Below are 16,071 nucleotides of genomic sequence, written 5' to 3'. Positions count from 1 at the left end.
CCAGCCTTGGACTCCCGCAAGTTCACCAGCATCTCGGACCTAATCCGCGCGACCAGGCCGGCCGACGACTACGCCAAGTTCAAGTCACAGACCGCGGGCCAACTGTTCGGCCTGACCGAACTCCTGCGCACCAGCGGCCCAGCCTTGGACTCCCGCAAGTTCACCAGCATCTCGGACCTAATCCGCGCGACCAGGCCGGCCGACGACTACGCCAAGTTCAAGTCACAGACCGCGAGCCAACTGTTCGGCCTGACCGAACTCCTGCGCACCAGCGGCCCAACGACCGGCTTCGGCCGGGCGGTCTCGTTCGGCGCCCATTCCGCGGAGTGGGAGTGGTTCAACGGGCTGGCGGATGGCGGGTCGCTTGGCTTGGCCCAGGTTAGGACAGTTGGCAGCGTCTCGGCGATGGTCAGCGAACGCGACCGCTTCGCTGACTTTGGTCAGGATGATCGCAATTCAGGCATCCCTACGAGCCTTGTGGACTCGGGTGGCGAGTCGACCCTGCTCGAACCCGCGCGCATCTTTCAGCCCGAAACCACGTCGGGACTTACGGTAATTGACAACGAAACATTGGGGTTTGTCGAGTCGCTACTACTTCAGGTAAGGCTGTGCTTACCGTCCATTGAGCGTGTTCAGCAAGTCTCGAACGTGGCCTCCGGAGCGGCGATTCTCCTTATCGCGACCATGGTGCTCCAGATCGGATATCCAGAAGTCTGGAAGGCTATCGTTGACCAGAATGGAATGATTGCTCTCTATTTGACCATTCTGGTTCTCATTGGCCAGGCGGGCCGTCGATAGTCCAGCACCCAGCGCTTGCTATAGGGAATTGTGAAGTTGCGGCGTAGTGCGGAGGGGCCCTGTCAGCGCGTCATGGCTACGCTCGCACTGATCGCAGCGGACGCGCACTTCACTACAGGGCAGCTGGATGAACCAGCTCGGCGGTCGAGCTTGAGCCAGGTGCGCACCTCACGCGCAGCCGGGAACTGTAGACGGTTGTAGACGATCCGCCTCATCCGCCACCGCCGATGCGGCCCTACGCTTGCGTTTATGGAGCGATGAGGGTAACCATCGATGTATCAGGAATGCCCGCGCTGGACGCCGCACGCGCACTCAACCAGGCGTGGCTGTGGCTGGACACTGCCGCACAGGCACAGGCTCGTGACTTCTGGCTTGTGCGTCCGCCCTGGCTGTCCGCCGCCTTGCTCAACGCTGACGGGGCTGCGATGGGGCTGCCGCCTCAGCCGCGCTGGTGCTGAGTTCAGGAAGGCTCGCCGCAGTTCGTGCGCATGTGTTTCCCGGGGGGAGGCCAGGTTGGAGCACCTCCGTCGCAGTTCGACTGATTGTTACATGAACTGGCCTGCCGATCTAATCGCGGTCTCCAATCGGTCTGCGGAGTACGGAAGGGTTTCTGCGGCCTCAGCCAGGAGCTTGGCCGTCGAGTAGAGCTCCTGATTGCTGAAGACCTCAGCCGCGAACGTCAACTGACTGGCGATCCTCGCATCGACACCAATGCCTATGTCTGACATCGCGGCGATGATCCGCCTCAGTTCGGCGAGCGCTTCGGTGGTGACCTTGCCCGTGCGCTCGAAATGATCGGCGACGGCCTCCAGCCGCCTCAATGGCGGCTCGGCCAAGTGGACCAAGACCTTCATAATAAACTCTGGCTGGGCGACCGGCAGGTTCTGTAGAACGGATCCTTGCGCGCCTTCGTGCTCACGCTTCCACCGCAGCAGAACTTCCGGGGGATAACGGGTCTCGCCCTCTTTGCCATCTACCTCCTCGTGGTGTGCCAGGCACAACAGCAGCAGGTTGGCGAACGAGTCGCGGACGGCTGCGTCGAGATCGCGGCGAAAGCGCGGCGCTCCGGGCTTCACACCGTAGATGTGGGCGACCTGGGCATTCTTCTGGTATACGCCCGGACGCACCTCCAGCACGACTGGCATTGGGCACCCAGGTGCGTAGCAGCGACCATTGCTAACGGTCCACAGAGCCGCCTGGATCGCCGCGTTGACGTTCTTGCGCTGCCCGGCAGCCTCACCAGAACCGTTGGCGTTCGTCATGTTCGGAGAATGCCCGAAGGGTACGACACTTCACGGCAGGATCTGCGTAGACGGCACCGCCCCCCGCTGTCAACTCACAAAGGAGCCAAGCCGACGTCGCCTATGCCGGATACCGGAGCAGAAAGTCCTGCAGGGACTGCGAGAACTGTTGGACGTCGGCGCCGTCGTAGTCAACGTACTTCGCGTGTGCTGCCGAGTTCCGGAGGTCAAGCCACGCCGTGATCTTCTTCTGCTGCAACGTGTTGTAGACGACCTTGCCAAGTTCCTGGTTAAGCGCCTGGGCACGCTTAGGCTTCAACTTGCCCGAACGGTCTGGTTCTTCCAGCGAGATTCCGTGGAGCGCCGCGAGGTTGCGCAGGTGGCTTTCCAGCGCCCCGCCGAGCAGTACCGCTGCCGGGTCTTTGTATCCCTCTGCGAGGAGGTGGTCCGCCATTTCGACAAAGTCCGTGAACATGGCCGCGTGGACCAAGACTCGCACGTGGTCTAGGTACCCGTTCTCGACGTCTGCACGAAGGCCCTGGAGGACGCCGTGAACCTGGGTAAAGGCGAAGGGATGCGCGATGCCATAGCTCTCAACGCATTTGAGTGCCTGCTCGTAGTAGGAGTGCTGTCTTCCGACTACCCGCTCGATTACCGCAAGCGCTGATACGTTGTGCTGAGCGCACAGCGCTTCTTCCGGGTCGGAGCTATACGTTCCCGAAGCTTGCTTGTAGAGCGCGTCGAGCCCATCGAGTTGGCTGAGAATACTCGCCTGGTCTAGCCGCATCTTTACGCCTTTCGCGAGTCCTTCTCGAATATCTTGGTCCACGGGCACCACATCGGCGACGAACCGCGGCTCCCGACGGACGGTGACTTGGGCCGCCTGCCGCCCGCGTCGAGTACGGGCAGCTTCGCGTGCGTGGCGTTCAGATCGTCAGCCGCAAGGTGAGCGGCACTGAGGTCAAGACGCGCGGCGGCCAGCAGTTCCGCATCGCGCAGCGCGGCGACCGCCCTGCCGAAGTTGATTCGCAAGGCTATCCGTGACGATTACGCCGTTGTTCATGCTGTGAGGCTACGGTGCGAGTCCGACAGAACCAGTGGCTGGCGCGGCCGTCGAGCGATCCCGGGCGTCTCGTTCACCCGCTAGCTTCGCTAGCCTGCCGAGGAGGGCCTGACTCCCACGTCCGAGCGGGCAGGCCGCAGCATAGCGGCGCAGCACTTCCATTTCCCCATCGCGATCGCCGAGACGCCGCAGAATGATGGCAGCCCGTTTGGTCCAGCCAGGTGGCGGGCCCGTCTCCGTGATCGCCGCTGCTCGCTCCGTGGCTTCGATGATCTCGAATAGGAGTGGAAGCGCCTCGCTGTCGCGGCCCTCGGACCGAAGCCTGTCAAGATGATTGCTCCACTCGGTGAAGTGACGGCCCCGCACGAAGCCCGCTTGGTCGGCGAGTTCGCGGCGGCGCCGGCCTTCCTTGACTCGAGCGACGAGGTCTTCTTCCATCGAAGCATCTTCTCACTACTTCCACGGACGTCTGGAACATAGCCTGCCGGTCGCCATGAGTTCGCCATCGTCGTACAGCGCAGCCGCTAGTAGCCGCGCGCCTGCCAGAGGAGTCTCAAATAACGCGTTGAGGACAGACGGTGGGTGCTGCCCGCCGCGAATCCGCCCGCTCCAGGAGATGCCCGCCCCGCGGCTGGGCAATTCGTGCCCATCGGGGCCAATGAGCTTCATGATGTAGAGCGGGAAACGAGCCGGTCCTGGCGGTTCGGCATTCGTGAGCCGCAGCGTCGCTGCCGCTTGCGCGTCGGTCGGAGGTTCGACGATCTGTGGCTGACCGGGTCGACGCGGGTCGGGGTTCGGCCCCTCCGCCACGATGTGCAGTAGATGTTCGCTGGCGATGCCACCGACAAGCCTCCAACCGGACTCGGCGCGGAACTGTGTTTCGACCGTCCAGAACATCGTCATGTGCGGCACCTATGCTCATCGTCGACTGCCCGAACGTCGTTCGACGGCCGCGACCTCGGGGTTCGAGCGAACCACGCCAACACGGTCTGGCAGATGGCGCTTCCCGCTATCCAATCACAGCGGAGTTCTCAGCAGCGGATATCGTCGTCGGGGTCGACCTTCACGGTTTCCTTTATGGGTGGCGCGACCTCGACGTGGTGCGTGTCGAGGTTGACGGCGGTGAGCTGCATTCCTGCGTGCCGTACGGCGTTGGCTCGTTGTAAGGCTATGCGGCGTCCGGTCTCGCCCCAGCGTGCCCAGTTCGGGTCGCGGATGGTCTGGCCCGCGTGTTGACGGTAGAGCCAGGTGAATTGTTCGTCCCACCAGCCGTCGGCGGCCTCCGAGAGTGCGGCGAACATGACGACGTCGTCGTCTGCGGGTGTGCCGGCGTAGCCGCCGACAGCTCGCAGGGAGGCGGTGCGCATCATGAGTCCGGCGCAGTGGATGGGCCAGTTTCCGCCGTGTTCGTCGGCCCACGCGTTGACCGTGCCTGCTGGGATTCTTCCGAAGGGTAGCGCGGGCGGGAAGCTCTTGCGGCTGCCGTCAGGCATGAGGTCGTCCGCTTGCCCGATCGCCCAGTGAATCCGGTGGTCGTCGAAGCGCTGGACGAGGTCGAGCGCGCCGGGGAGGAGCAGGTCGTCGTGGTCGAGATTCTGGACTAGTTGGCCGCGCACGCGGGCAAGGGCGAAGTTGCGGGTGGCGGCGATCCCGAGGCGTGCGCCGTTGGCCTCGTAGCGGACCCAGTCGTACTTGGCGGTGAGGCGGTCACGTAGTTCGCTTTCTGGGCCGTCGTCCTGGATCACCCACTCCAGTTCCCAGCCGGGTGGCAGGCGCTGCGCGGCGACGCTTTCCAGGGCGTCCTCCAGGTAGGTCGCGCCTGCGATGTGCGTGGTGGATAGGACTGAGATCAGCGGCATCGGTGGCTCCTACAGTTGCGCGAGTCGGATGTCGAGTCCGACTTTGACCTGGTCGGCGGGTGCGACGCCGTCAGCGACGAACACGACTTTGCCACTGAACAGACCACGACGGCGGTCGACCAGCACGGGCGTTCCTTCCGTCATACCCAACGTCGCGGCTTCGTCCGGCGTCGGCATGCGGGCGTAGATGTCGATCGTCGCGTACTCCGGCAGGGCGCCGATGTCGTGAAGCTGGGCGAGGGTTCCTCGCCCAGGCTGCTCGTTATCGGGATCGGCCAGCGGCGTGCCCTCGACCATATCGGCGAGCAGATAGGAGTGGGTGATCTGGTGAGGCTTGCCATCCACGGCGAAGATGTATCGCCGGCACAGAAGCTTGGTGCCCTCCTCCACGCCGAAGGTCGCCGCGAGGTCTGGCGTGGCCGGAACGTGGCTGTAGGCGATGGCGACCTCGACGTGGCCGACTGGCACTCCCGTCGTCGCCTCGAACAAGCCTCGGTCAGGCATGGTGCCGGCCAGCACGTGAGCGTACTCAGCGCGCAGGACCGAAAGGATCTCGTGGCGGATTAGACGCCGTTGCCGTACGAACGTCCCGCGCCCATGCACGGTCTCGACCACGCCGGACTGTCGGAGCACGGCGACGCCTCGCCGGACTGTTCCGCGGTCGGCGTCGAACAGCCGTTGCAGTTCGGGTTCGGCGGGCAGTTGTTCGCCCGGCGCGAAGGTGCCGTCCTCGATGAGGCCGCGTAGGACATCGGCGATGTGCTGCTGCTTGGACACGCCGGGTCGGCGAGGGGGTACGTCCACAAGACCACCTTATAGCATGTCGACACGAATACACGTTGACACGTTGCAACGTCTCACCTAGCGTGGAGCCATCGTAACGCAGCAACAGCCCCTCACACCCCTAACGAGGGAGATCTGCCATGCGCATCCGAATCGGCTCGTCGCCGTTCGGCAGGTCCTCTGACCAGCCCAGACGCCTTCCCGCCAGCAACATGGTCCGCGGCGCCCGGCAGACCCAGCCGATTGATCCGCTGCACGCTCCTGCGACCAGGCGGAGCGCGGATGCGCGCGAATGCGAGTGGGACCGATGAACGAGGACTTCTTGAAGATCGGCGACCGGCTGCGTCTTGACGAAGGCGATTGGGCGGCCTCCGACGGGCCGCTGCAGCTGACCGTGTCCCACATCGACGGAGTCGATGCCGCTGGTTGGGTCTGGCTCGCTGGTCTCGATCACCTGGGACGGCATCTGAAGAACGTCATGGTGCGCGTCGACGCGGTGGCGCGCGCGAAGTCCGGCGAGTCCTCGCCTGCGGACCAGACGGCAAATTCGCGTCTCGCCATCGGGACCGACCCCGACGAGCGCGGGCGGTAGCAGCACAAGGCGGCTGCAGTCCGAGCGGCTCCGGCCGCACCATGAAGGGAGGTAAGCGTGACCAAGCGAACCGCGATGGCCGATCTTGAGTCTCCACCGGTATCGGCGCCCGAAGACTGCGTTGATCCGCTGATGTGGCAGCTGGCACGACAGCGATTTGACCAGCACGGACTCAACGACATCGGCAGATGCGTCACATGCGGTGTGCGCTGCTGTCCGGGCACGGACTTGGCCCGCGAGGGTTTGGCTACTGCGATGGGCGTGCAAGGTGGTCTGTCCGCGTACTGGACTGCCTTCGCACGGGTGATGCGCAACCCTTGGCACGCAGCGGAGACGGCGTGATGGGCGCTCACATGTCCAGGCTCAATCCCCATGAGTCCGCCCGTCACTTCTTCGGTGCCGAGCTACGCCACCGTCGACTCGCGGCCGGGTTCTCTCAGGCGGCTCTCGCCAGTCGGGTGATCATGGCTGCGTCCTCGCTGAACAAGGTGGAACTCGCGCTGCGGTTCCCGTCCGCCGACCTAGCGGCCAGATGTGACGACGTGCTGGGAGCAGAAGGCGCATTGGTGCGGCTGCACAAGTTCGTGATGGCCGAACGTGCGAGAGCAGACGAACCGCTGAACGAGCCCGTCGTCCTCAGTGGTCCAGAGGCACGAGCGTTGCGCCGTCTGCTCGCAGGCGACGCTGCCGAAGATCCGGCGCCCTCGCGCGGCTTGATGACCGACGTGTTCGACCGAATGGACTTCGCCTTGGAGACAGCGAGTCCGTCGATGCTCTCGATGGAACGGAGGATGCAATGACGGCGTCTTCGACCTCGCATCTGCCTCCGAACGAGCGTCTGCGGGCCGCTCGGCTCGCGCGACTGTCCCCGGCTGGATCCGGTCGCCCGATGTCCCGCCAGGACCTCGCCGAGCTGGTCAACGAATGGCTCGCACAGAACGGCGTCAATCACGCACAGCTCGATGGCGGGTACGTAGGAAAGCTCGAGAGAGGAATTCATCGGTGGCCCCAGCGGGTGTACCGCGAAGCGTTCCGAAGTGTGCTCGGCGCCGCCAGCGACACCGATCTCGGCTTTTACATACGCCGCAGAACCACGGACACATTCACACCCCTTCCAGATGGTGAACGTCCGTTGGAAGACCGCCTGGTAGACCTCGCGGCGTTTGTTGCCTTGCCGAGCCTCCTGGTCGCGATTATCGCCCCTTCGGCTGGCCAGCAGAGCCGGTGATCTGTCAACAACCAAGTCGTCAGTGTCCAACCCAGAAGAGAGGAGGCAAGCTGTGACTACCCGACCCTTGCACGCAAAGATCCTCGATGTCTACAGCGCCCCTCGCGCAAAGATCTTCGCCGCGCTGCTGCGGGAGCCGACCAGAGAGTGGCGGGTGAGCCAGCTCGCCGCCTTGCTGCCCGACGTTTCGGTCGAAGCCGTCCGCACGACGCTGTATCTGCTGCTCGGCGAGCAGATGATGGAACCGGTGCCCTTCAGCCGCAGCCTCACCTTGCGCCTGACCGAGACTGGCCGCTCGACGATCCATGAAATCCGTGAACGCTGGACCCAGTCGTCCGGGTCCGCGGAAGCCGGAGCACCGGCAGCCTTGCGCTACCCGTCAGAGGAATCGCCATGACCGTCCGCGCGATCGTTCCGGCTCCGAGGCTGCCTGACATCATTACGGCGCAGGCACTCATCGACGAGCACCTCAGCTCCGACCTGGCTGGCCGCTGCCGGAACTGCGGCCAGGTCGCACCCTGCCACATGCGAGCTCTGGCGCATGCCGCGTTCTCCGCCGCTGGATTGTTGCCGCAACGACGCCCCGGACTCACGCAGGCGACAGCTGACACATTCGATGCGTTCTTGGAACGCCGATGAAGCCCAACGAGCACGTGCCGCATCCGCACGCGGACAACAGCTCGAACGGTGCCGCCTCACACGCGGAGGGAGGACAGGTGCGCGCACTGCATACCCTGACAACCGTCGAGGGCAGCGTTCGGGAAGAGATCCAAGGTGGCACCCGAGCCAGCATTGTCCGGCCGCTGCCTGGTCGCGGTTCCGCCTCCGCTGCGACCGTCGTCCAAGCAACTTCCACCATTTCGGCCCCGACCTCGAAAGCCGCGCTAAGCACTGGTGCGGCGCCAAGTCGCGCGCTCCCGTCGAGTCGGCTCGGTCTAGCCGTTCACCTGCTCAAGATCGTGACCGCCTCAGTGACAGCAGGTCCGGCCGATGCCTGAGTCCATTGCGTCCTTGGTGGGACGGGAGCTGGTACGCCGTTGGCGTACGCGCGGCGTGCGGGTGTCGGGCGGCGTCATTCTCAGCGACAGGCTGTGGAACGGCTGGCTCGCGGCCTACGCCGCCGCCGACCCGCGCACGATTGATCAGCCAGCTCTGAGATGCCCTTGCTGCCGCCATCTCGGGTTGCGACTGGTCTACACAGGCGGGGACAACCTGATGGGGTTCGCGTCGATGTGGTGCCCGGCATGCCGGACCGGCATATGGACCTGCCGGAGCGGCATCCCTGCTGACGCGCCCCGACTGCCATGGGACATGCCCACCGAACAACGAAATCAGGTCATGGACGACTTCCAGGCGGTGCAGCCACGCCACGATGGAACGACGCTACGCCGCTGGACCCAACACGGTGTCGCCGTGCTCGGGCTCGGCCTCGCCGTGATCGGCCTCCTCGGAGTCGCGACGGCGCTGCTCGGCCTGTCCGATGTCGCCAGGTTCCTGCTCACCAAAGCCGTGCCCACGGTCTTCACCGCGTTCGGGATCGTCTCGGCGATCAACCTGGCCCAACGCTGGCTCGACCGTCGAGACGTCGACCCCGCACACCCGCCCGGTCGCCTCAGTTGGCGACCGAAGATCCCTGCCAGCCGGACCGTGACCGGTCCGGACAACATCCGTCGAATCGTGGAGTGACAGTGACCCCCGGACACGCCACAGCGCCGATCACACAGACTACGGATCCGTGGGCCACCTATTCGCAGGCATGCCAAGCGCTCGGCGCACGGCTGGCCGCCTATCGCAACAACGCCGGACTGACCCGCAAGCAACTCGCGTCGGCGATGGGGTCCAGCGTGTCGACCATCCGCCGCGCCGAAATCGGTGCCAACCACTTCACCGCAGACTTCTGGCGCACGGCCGACGACGAGCTCAACACGGGCGGAGTCCTAGCCACCGCGTGGGGCCACGTCGCCGTTCATCACAGGGCTGCCGAGGCGTACTCCGCCGAAAAGGCGGCCGTGAACGATGCGGCAAGCCGGTGTCTGAGCCCGGCCGACTGCCTGTGCCAGGTGGTGGTGACGCGCTGGACACAGCGGGAGATCCGCGCACTGCGCGTGGCTCTGCGGCTCGGCTTCCCGCTGTGGGCATCTGTCATGCAGACGGATCTAGAAACCGTGTACGGGTGGGAAAGCCCGCACGGGCCGTTGCCCAGCTTGCAAGAACAAGCGCTGTTCGACGCATACCTGTCACGCGTCGACATCGATGTACGAGCGCGGTTCCGAAAGCTCCTGGCCGCCACGCCACCACCAGCGACACAGCAGGCGACGTCCGCGACCGCGTCTGCCACACCGTCTGGAGGACAGCGATGAGCCGAGGCCTGCGGCCTACGCAAGCGCAGACTCCAGCCAAGCGGCGACTGGGAGTAGCCGTGATCTTGGCTCTGTTCACCCTCAGTGCCCTGCGCAGCGCGCCTTCACGCTCTGGAACGTCCTCAGATGAAGACCGGCCGGACGTGGCAAAGCCTCCCGCTGACCCCGTGCAGCATGCCACGTCCGGCCCACCCATCGGCGTTCAATCGCATTGGGAATCGGTGACCGCCGACGGAGAGTCGAGAAGTCTCGACGAACGTCACGATGGCTGACCTACATCACCTGACCCAGGGGCGAGGTCAGACGGCGCGGGAGAGGACGTGGCTGCCGGCGGGTAGCCAGCTCACGCCGTAAGTCGCCCACTTCTCCAGCTGCGGCCGATCGATGATGTGGATGCCCTGCTGCTTGGCAAAGGCTCTGGCTGTGTCGGAGACCCGGCGATTAGTGACCATGGCAACGATGTGTGCCTTGTGGATGGGAACGGCCGTGCCGTGGAGTGCGTACAAATGGTTCGGGTGAAGGCAGGTTGCCGGCTTGATCGAGTGCTTGCACTGCACAACGACGCGCTGACCGGCCGACGTCACCGCGATCACGTCGGCTCCCTGATCGTTGGGGCCACCTCGCCGACGTTCGATCGTGCATCCGTCACGTTCAAGCAGGTAGGCGATCCATTCTTCGAACTGATCCGGCGTGAGCGCGTCCAGCCGGTCGAGCGTGATCGACTGGGGTGTCGTGGCAAACACATTGCGCTCTTCGGCCTCCTTGAACATCCGCGTGGTGACCTCGTTCCACGCGACATTGGATTTCCCAACGCGCTGTTGCGCCCGCTGGAGAGCATCGGCTGATCCTTGGAGGTGGCGCAGCGGCGAACGGTCCCGCGGTACACCGATGCGGTAGTCGCCCGCGACCGAACCGTCGACAAATGCCTCTGCGAGCGCGGCCACAACCTTCTCGCACAGCATGACGTGCGCGCGGGCAAGGCACTTCTCGTTGTCCAGAGCGTTCTGATCCGCATGCAGGAACGCGGCAAGATCGTTAGCAATCGACGCCAGTCCGCGCGGGTCTTGTCGAAGCTGCTGGTGGTAATCGGCATTGGGAACCGAGGACTCATCTATGAATTGCTCATGCTTGCGCCAGAGTTCACACAGTTGCCGCGCAACGCGGATTTCGGTGTGGCGGAACGCCAGTGCGCTGACGTCGTCGTCGCTCATCCGGCCGAGAATCGCGCCGAACGTATGGTTGAGTCTGGCATCGGCGAGCTTGGGGGGCTTGATTGTCGCCAGCGAGTTGATCTTCACGGGCGGCGAGCCTAGCGAACCTCACCGACAAAACGATCTTCGGTCCGGCGACCTGAGATCAGCCGCCACATCGGGTCAGTCGTCTCCTCGGAGGCGGACGTCGGTGTCGTCGGCGGGCAGGGCGATCCATCCGTCGCCGCCAGGTATGAGCCGTTCGGCGGCGGGTTGCGCGCGCGCCCAGTCAAGGACCTGCTGGCGGGTTCCGTCGAACCTGACGACCCCCGCGACCTCGCCATCGGCGTTCGGCTGCCCGTAGTCGTCGACCCATTCGGCCACGTATGTGATGTCGGGATAGCGGGGTGTGCCGCCTTCGGTATGGAAGTAGACCGTGCCGTGTCCGGGGCGAGGTCTTCCGAGGCGTTGAGGCACGCCAGGGTTCGTGAGCTCCGGGGCGTAGTCACGCCGGGGCGGGCTGCTGGACATGAGGGCAATTCTATCTCTTGATCATGATGGTGGGCCGCTGGCCGCCTATCGTTTCGGCTGGCCAGCGGCCCGAATCATGGTCGATGCGGTCGCTCGGTTAGAAGGGCGAGTAGCCTGAGCCGTACCAGTTGGAGCCCATGGTGGGCGGGTTGGTGGTGGTGTAGGCGCCGCTGCTCTGCTTCTGGAACTTGGGGCTCTTCCACCAGGCGTACCAGCGGCCGGGGTAGGCACTTGAAGGGTCGGTCCAGGTGAACTCGTGCGCGATGCCGGCCCAGGCGACGCTGGAGTCGTAGTAGGTGTAGCCGGTCGTGCCGAACGCCGTCACGAGTGTGCCGGCGGCGTACGGGCCGTATGGCCCCCAGCCCTGCTGGGAGGCACCGCTGCTGATCGGGTAGCCCTCCGGGTGCGCGGTGCTGAAGTACAGGCGTTCACCAGTGGCAGCGAGAGTTCGCACGCCACGTGTTGACTCGAACTGGAAACGCTGCGAGTAGCTGCGCCCACCGCTGAACTTGTCCTCGACGTAGAAGTAGAGGTCGCCCAGGTGGGTGCCGCCGTAGCCGTAGACGCCGGTGCCGTCGAAGTAAACGTAGTAGTTGTCAAGGTAGTAGTAGCAGCCCAGCGCGGAGCAGACACCGCTTTGGATGCCGACGTCACCGTTGACGGCGGTCGGTCGGGTTCGCGGCTGAGTCCGGGTCGTGGTCTGGCTCAAGCACAGCCACGCGCCCTTGCGGGCGGCCAGCGGCAGCCCGCATTGGTCTGAACCGGACGTTGCGAGCTGCCCGGCTGCCGTGTAGTCACGCGCCACGGTGTTGTCGGAGGTCGTGGTCTCGCCGGGAACCGGTGCGGCGTATCCCGGGATCGGGGTGATGAGGACCCCAGGCAGCCCGAGGGCCGCGAGGAGGATGGCCAGTAGTCTCGAACGTGTCCTCACAGATGCTCCTTTGCCTAGAGGGGAGAGGACGGTCGCGGCTTGCGGTGCGCTACCATCGCAAGCCGCCCTACCGCACGCGGCACGTGCGGCCGGGCAGCCCACACATTCAACCGTTTACATGGATGAAGTGGCTTGCTGGAAAGTCTCTTGCGCGGCAGCCAGGACGGTCAATCCATCGGATGCAGACAGATCCGCTTGTCCGCATCGACGGCTCGGCTGGTCGGCGGGTGCCGCTGGCCACGGCGGCGCGATCACGCCAGCGTTTCTCGTCCTGCGGTCGGCGACCCAGCGGATCTACCGCGACACAAACACGCCCTGCTCGGCCGTACCCTGGGTGTGCGGATCGCCGCCGCCTACCCCGATCTGAACGTCGCGTCGAGGACGGAGATCATCGCGACGCCACGCGGATCTACGACGGCACGCATCGCATGCTCGTTTCCCAATGGCCTCGAATCCACGGCCCGCCGCGGTCTCGCGCGGGGTTTGGCGTCGCCGCCGGAACAGTGAATGCCCGGCGCAAGCGCACCCGGGACCACTGGTGCGGATCTCGGAGAATCCGGCGGGCCGCCACCGTACGCGTCCTGTCGGCGAAGGGCTCGTGGAGCATGGCCGTGGCAGAATCGGTCGATGACCCTTCGTGCCCGAGTCGACATCGACGACAACCTGACCTACGGCGAGCTCTTCGACTTCGTGGACATCGTCCGCGACAGCGGCGTCTCCCCGGATGCCCTGGTAAAACAGGTCCGTACCGAGCACAACGGCGACGACTTCGGTCTGGAGGCGTTCGAGCAGGAGGTAACCCTGCCGGCGATCCGGTCGGTCGTCTTGGGCGGCGACGAGGTGCGGGAACTTCTCGCCACGCTGGAGATGATCACCGACAGCGACGGCGACGCCCGGGCGGCCCTCGACGCGCTGACGAAGCTACGCAAGCGGCTGCTTGGCCTCGACGACTAGCTCGACCGCCAGAGCGCACCACTGGCTACGCCGCATCCGCGGGGGACCTGACTTCCTGCGGTCGCCTCAGCCGACGCCGACATCAGCCTCCGGCCATCAGGACACACCCATTCCCAATCGGACGAGAGCCGCTCACCCGTCGAAATCGCTGGATGCGGAAGGGGTTTCGTTACCGCTTGCGAACTGGGTTTCCAACCCCCTGGTCAGCAACACGAAACCCTGAATGAAGGTTTGCAGGCCGCTGTCCTGCGGCTGAGGCGACCCACGCGACTGGAACTCCTTACCAGGGGTTTCCCTTGGGGCGCAAGGCCCGTGCATCACGATGCTCGTGCCGACGGTGCTCTCACTGATGTCCCCGTATCGGCCCACGTGGTGAGGCACAGACTTGCCGGGTGCCTGGTGACAGAGTTACCGTCATCATGTTCGTATCGACGAACTGTGATGGTTGTGCCTCGGTTGTCGAGGTTGCCGTCGTGCGGTACGTGGCATCAGCCCACTCGCCCCCGCTGCGGGCCGGTCGACTGGTGTCGGCGACCGCCGCCGTGGCGGCGAACCTCCTTTCGACCGGGAAGCGGCACTCCGCCTGGGCGGAGCACTGCCGGAAGCCGGGCTCTCGTGCCCGAAGACGCGCGTCTTCAGCGTGGGTGGCACTCTGGTGATCGTGAGCGAACGTGACGACCCGCGGATGCTTGCGGGCGTGGCCGCGTCGGCTGAGCAGGCGAGCGTGCTGGCCGAACAGCGCCGAGCGTGGCGGATCGCGAGCAGCGCGGAGTTCGCGCTGGAGCTGGCGATCCTGCCGGGCCGGCGATGGGAGTCGTGCAAGGGCGCGTCGCTCGCGCTGATGGCCAGGATCGGTGCGGTCCCGGCCATCGAGGAAGCGGTATTCGCGGTGTGGGATCTGGCGCGCGAGGACCCGCCACCGGAACGTGATCGGGTTTACGCCGCGCAGGGTGACGAGGCCGCGATCGTGGTCGGGCATGCCGCGTCGGCCACGATGGTGGCCCGGTCAGGGGGTCCGGTGCTGGTGATGGCCGACGCGCTCGGGCGCACGGTGTGGCGGGTCGAAGCCGACGAAGTGTGGGCTGATGATCTGGCGGAGATCTTCCGCGAGTTGTGGGAGGTCGCGCACGGCCGTCCAGCGGTGGACGAATCCGCGATCCCGCCTATGCCCCGGCTGCCGTGGCATCGCGATGCACGGCCGTAGGTCGGCCGCTGGCGGGTCGGCGTACGCGGATGCGGCACACGACCGCGATGGTGTCCTCGGTACGCCTACGGCGTTTGTAGGCCGCCGCGACCGTCAGTCCGAGATCCGTGGCGGCGTCGGCGAGGTCTTGGCCGTCGAGCAGGGTGCGGGCGATCAGCTCCAGGCCGAGCCGGTCGAGCCGATGGCCGGCGGCGGTCACCGCGGAGGCGACCGCGTCGAGGGCGTCGGTCAGGTTGCGCGGGTCGCCATCCGGCATCGCGCCAGGATCGGGCAGCGCGAGCGCGGCTTCGGCCGGGACGTGGCTACGGCGGGCCTTGCGTCCTTTGCGCGCGTGGTAGTGGGCGCCGTTGACGAGCCTCGCCGCAACGTTGGGCCTGCTGGTATCGATGCGCGCCAGCCGGGCGAGGAACCCTTCGACCAGATCGGCGTGAACGTCGTCGCGCTCGTACGCATTCTCGGCGGGCAGGGTCCGGTCGATGCGGCGCAGCGCTTTCACCGCTAGGCCGAGCGCCAGCAGCCGCCACACCCGGCCCGCCTCGCCCGGCAGGCGGGCACGATCCACGACCGCCGACCACAGGGCGTCTGTGGCTCTTTTTTCGTCGCTACGGCTTTCCAGCTCGGCGCGCAGCAGCTCCGGCGTGCAGTCAAACGGCGGCCACTGGCCATCGAGGAACGTTCCGGCCCCGATGCGCACCTGTCCGGCCATGGCGAGGAAGATCGGGTCGAGCCAGCGCAGGATCGGCCCAGCCGCGACAACCTCCGGGACGACGGCGACACGCTCCACTGTGATGATTGTCAGCGCGCCTGGCCCGTGAGAGCAGCGCTGTCAGCCGCCGTCAGGAGTGAGACCGGTCACATCGTGTCCAAAGCAGCGGGCTCGCCGTGCCGAAAGAGGGTGAGGCACATTCCTGTCAGCCGAACCTTACCCGGCGCAATTCTCATCACGCGCCGACTCGAACATGCCGCTGAGCTGCGGTGTCAGGCGCTGACAGATTTCGGCCCTCGCTGACAGCATCCGGTGGGCGTTCGCTGGACCTGTCGGCGGCGTCCTGAGTGCAGCGGCGGCGCTCACCTCACCGTCTGCCATCGGCTCTACGCCGACCACGTGCGGTCACGTGCCGCTCGCCACGGACACCACCCATCCGGACGAACGAGCATCACACCCAGCAGCCGTCGCCAAAGAAGACGCGACAGCGGCGTCGTCCAGGCCATCGCGCTGAAGCGGGACTGCCGTCGCCCGGAGTCCCGCTCCGCGACTCCCGGTCCCGCTGGACGGTCCCGCTCGTAGTCCCGCTCGGTCCGTTCGGTCCCGCTGCAGCATCGACAGGTCCCGGTCC

20 protein-coding genes and 2 pseudogenes are annotated in these 16,071 nt (G+C 65.7%); 11 read left to right on the top strand and 11 right to left on the bottom strand.

What is annotated here, in order from left to right; translation table 11 throughout:
* A partial coding sequence (locus tag AB0H43_RS20460) for a hypothetical protein (RefSeq protein ID WP_360001186.1) occupies positions 1 to 798 on the top strand: 798 nt, incomplete at its 5' end.
* Positions 799 to 1,343: 545 nt separating this feature from the next.
* Here the strand turns inward: AB0H43_RS20460 and AB0H43_RS20455 are convergent.
* Positions 1,344 to 2,060 (bottom strand): hypothetical protein, encoded by a 717-nt coding sequence (locus tag AB0H43_RS20455; RefSeq protein ID WP_360001184.1) that lies wholly within the window; start codon positions 2,058 to 2,060, stop codon positions 1,344 to 1,346.
* A gap of 100 nt (positions 2,061 to 2,160) precedes the next feature.
* Positions 2,161 to 2,868 carry a hypothetical protein gene (locus AB0H43_RS20450; RefSeq protein ID WP_360001182.1) on the bottom strand — a complete coding sequence of 236 codons (708 nt, stop codon included), beginning with the start codon at positions 2,866 to 2,868 and terminating at the stop codon, positions 2,161 to 2,163.
* Positions 2,869 to 2,954: 86 nt separating this feature from the next.
* Here AB0H43_RS20450 and AB0H43_RS20445 point away from each other — a divergent pair, with 86 nt between their 5' ends.
* The gene (locus tag AB0H43_RS20445) at positions 2,955 to 3,083 is read left to right on the top strand and encodes a hypothetical protein (protein ID WP_360001180.1); all 129 of its coding nucleotides are present in this window, start codon (positions 2,955 to 2,957) and stop codon (positions 3,081 to 3,083) included.
* A gap of 28 nt (positions 3,084 to 3,111) precedes the next feature.
* Here the strand turns inward: AB0H43_RS20445 and AB0H43_RS20440 are convergent, their stop codons facing one another.
* From AB0H43_RS20440 to AB0H43_RS20420, 5 genes and pseudogenes are all read right to left on the bottom strand, one after another.
* Complete coding sequence (locus AB0H43_RS20440; RefSeq protein WP_360001178.1) at positions 3,112 to 3,540, bottom strand: hypothetical protein; 429 nt, start codon at positions 3,538 to 3,540, stop codon at positions 3,112 to 3,114.
* 15 nt (positions 3,541 to 3,555) lie between these two features.
* Positions 3,556 to 4,005 carry a hypothetical protein gene (locus AB0H43_RS20435; RefSeq protein ID WP_360001176.1) on the bottom strand — a complete coding sequence of 150 codons (450 nt, stop codon included), beginning with the start codon at positions 4,003 to 4,005 and terminating at the stop codon, positions 3,556 to 3,558.
* A 128-nt stretch (positions 4,006 to 4,133) separates the two neighbouring features.
* Positions 4,134 to 4,961 carry a glycosyltransferase gene (locus AB0H43_RS20430; protein ID WP_360001174.1) on the bottom strand — a complete coding sequence of 276 codons (828 nt, stop codon included), beginning with the start codon at positions 4,959 to 4,961 and terminating at the stop codon, positions 4,134 to 4,136.
* A gap of 9 nt (positions 4,962 to 4,970) precedes the next feature.
* Positions 4,971 to 5,480, bottom strand: a complete 510-nt coding sequence (locus tag AB0H43_RS20425; protein WP_360001677.1) for a UTRA domain-containing protein — start codon at positions 5,478 to 5,480, stop codon at positions 4,971 to 4,973.
* A 120-nt stretch (positions 5,481 to 5,600) separates the two neighbouring features.
* A pseudogene (locus tag AB0H43_RS20420) lies at positions 5,601 to 5,738 on the bottom strand (GntR family transcriptional regulator); the annotation flags it as partial.
* 313 nt (positions 5,739 to 6,051) lie between these two features.
* Here AB0H43_RS20420 and AB0H43_RS20415 point away from each other — a divergent pair.
* The 7 genes and pseudogenes from AB0H43_RS20415 (at position 6,052) to AB0H43_RS20385 (ending at position 9,924) form a co-directional block, all read left to right on the top strand.
* On the top strand, positions 6,052 to 6,336 hold the full coding sequence (locus AB0H43_RS20415) for a hypothetical protein (RefSeq protein ID WP_360001173.1): 285 nt from the start codon (positions 6,052 to 6,054) through the stop codon (positions 6,334 to 6,336).
* A gap of 57 nt (positions 6,337 to 6,393) precedes the next feature.
* Positions 6,394 to 6,678: a hypothetical protein gene (locus AB0H43_RS20410; protein WP_360001172.1), complete on the top strand. Its 285-nt coding sequence runs from the start codon at positions 6,394 to 6,396 to the stop codon at positions 6,676 to 6,678.
* An 11-nt stretch (positions 6,679 to 6,689) separates the two neighbouring features.
* Complete coding sequence (locus tag AB0H43_RS20405; RefSeq protein ID WP_360001171.1) at positions 6,690 to 7,136, top strand: helix-turn-helix transcriptional regulator; 447 nt, start codon at positions 6,690 to 6,692, stop codon at positions 7,134 to 7,136.
* A gap of 89 nt (positions 7,137 to 7,225) precedes the next feature.
* Positions 7,226 to 7,423 (top strand): annotated as a pseudogene (locus AB0H43_RS20400) (hypothetical protein); the annotation flags it as partial.
* A gap of 193 nt (positions 7,424 to 7,616) precedes the next feature.
* Positions 7,617 to 7,961 (top strand): hypothetical protein, encoded by a 345-nt coding sequence (locus AB0H43_RS20395; protein ID WP_360001169.1) that lies wholly within the window; start codon positions 7,617 to 7,619, stop codon positions 7,959 to 7,961.
* Between the two features lie 941 nt (positions 7,962 to 8,902).
* A complete protein-coding gene (locus tag AB0H43_RS20390) occupies positions 8,903 to 9,250 on the top strand; it encodes a hypothetical protein (RefSeq protein ID WP_360001167.1) in 348 nt (115 codons plus the stop codon).
* A 2-nt stretch (positions 9,251 to 9,252) separates the two neighbouring features.
* Positions 9,253 to 9,924, top strand: a complete 672-nt coding sequence (locus tag AB0H43_RS20385; RefSeq protein ID WP_360001165.1) for a helix-turn-helix transcriptional regulator — start codon at positions 9,253 to 9,255, stop codon at positions 9,922 to 9,924.
* A 299-nt stretch (positions 9,925 to 10,223) separates the two neighbouring features.
* Here AB0H43_RS20385 and AB0H43_RS20380 read toward each other — a convergent pair whose 3' ends face one another.
* From AB0H43_RS20380 to AB0H43_RS20370, 3 genes are all read right to left on the bottom strand, one after another.
* A complete protein-coding gene (locus tag AB0H43_RS20380; RefSeq protein WP_360001163.1) occupies positions 10,224 to 11,222 on the bottom strand; it encodes a restriction endonuclease in 999 nt (332 codons plus the stop codon).
* A 75-nt stretch (positions 11,223 to 11,297) separates the two neighbouring features.
* On the bottom strand, positions 11,298 to 11,645 hold the full coding sequence (locus AB0H43_RS20375; RefSeq protein ID WP_360001161.1) for a hypothetical protein: 348 nt from the start codon (positions 11,643 to 11,645) through the stop codon (positions 11,298 to 11,300).
* Positions 11,646 to 11,742: 97 nt separating this feature from the next.
* Positions 11,743 to 12,576, bottom strand: a complete 834-nt coding sequence (locus AB0H43_RS20370) for a hypothetical protein (RefSeq protein ID WP_360001159.1) — start codon at positions 12,574 to 12,576, stop codon at positions 11,743 to 11,745.
* Positions 12,577 to 13,203: 627 nt separating this feature from the next.
* On the opposite strand from AB0H43_RS20370, the gene AB0H43_RS20365 reads away from it, so the two are divergent.
* A complete protein-coding gene (locus AB0H43_RS20365; RefSeq protein ID WP_360001157.1) occupies positions 13,204 to 13,530 on the top strand; it encodes a hypothetical protein in 327 nt (108 codons plus the stop codon).
* Positions 13,531 to 14,191: 661 nt separating this feature from the next.
* The gene (locus AB0H43_RS20360; RefSeq protein WP_360001155.1) at positions 14,192 to 14,734 is read left to right on the top strand and encodes a hypothetical protein; all 543 of its coding nucleotides are present in this window, start codon (positions 14,192 to 14,194) and stop codon (positions 14,732 to 14,734) included.
* On the opposite strand, the gene AB0H43_RS20355 is transcribed toward AB0H43_RS20360, so the two are convergent.
* Positions 14,694 to 15,518: a hypothetical protein gene (locus AB0H43_RS20355; protein ID WP_360001154.1), complete on the bottom strand. Its 825-nt coding sequence runs from the start codon at positions 15,516 to 15,518 to the stop codon at positions 14,694 to 14,696. The genes AB0H43_RS20360 and AB0H43_RS20355 overlap by 41 nt on opposite strands.
* Between the last annotated feature and the right edge of the window lie 553 nt (positions 15,519 to 16,071).

The sequence above is a fragment of the Hamadaea sp. NPDC050747 genome (assembly GCF_040654195.1).
Taxonomy (GTDB): Bacteria; Actinomycetota; Actinomycetes; order Mycobacteriales; family Micromonosporaceae; genus Hamadaea.
Note: the sequence above shows the minus strand (reverse complement) of the source record. Positions and strands in the feature narration are given on the sequence as shown.